This is a genomic window from Pseudomonas sp. FeS53a, from assembly GCF_000931385.1.
GTDB lineage: Bacteria > Pseudomonadota > Gammaproteobacteria > Pseudomonadales > Pseudomonadaceae > Metapseudomonas > Metapseudomonas otitidis.
On sequence record NZ_JYFT01000047.1, the window covers coordinates 1 to 545 of the forward strand.

Annotated in this window: 1 protein-coding gene; it reads left to right on the plus strand. The window is 63.5% G+C overall.

The window, feature by feature from the left end:
* Positions 1 to 155: 155 nt before the first annotated feature.
* Positions 156 to 545 (plus strand): IS110 family transposase (locus SZ55_RS13720; protein WP_044406953.1); only part of this gene is annotated, 390 nt, incomplete at its 3' end.

The following is a 545-nucleotide window of genomic DNA, read 5'->3' on the forward strand; positions in this document are numbered from 1 at the left end:
CCACCCTTAGGCCGCGAGCCTGCAACGTAGATAGTGCTCCGCCCCTCCACACTCACTCGAACAGCCCGAACGGTATCCAGAGCCTTGAGCTCGCATTCACAAGGTTGGGCCGGGTGCAGTGATGATCGCGTCTGAACGGATCGAGAGGAGAATCCATGCCCAGCGTCATCGGCATCGACATCGCCAAACACACCTTTGACCTCGCCACCCTGCAGCCCAACGGCAAGTACCGCACCAAGGCCAAGCTGGCCAACGACAAAGCGGGCTTCGCCATCTTGCGCGACTGGCTGAACAAACACAGCGAACCCGGAGCCTGGGTCGTGATGGAGGCCACCGGCATCCACCATGAAGCCCTGGCCGAATGGCTGCTGGAGCAAGGCTATCGGGTCTGTGTCCTCAACCCGGCGCAGATCGCCCACTACGCCCGCAGCCAGCTGCAGCGGGTGAAGACCGACAAGGTCGACGCCAAGCTGATCGCCGAATACGGCGAGCGCCACCAGGACGAGCTGCGCCCCTGGCAACCCGAGCCCCGTGCCGTAAAGCGC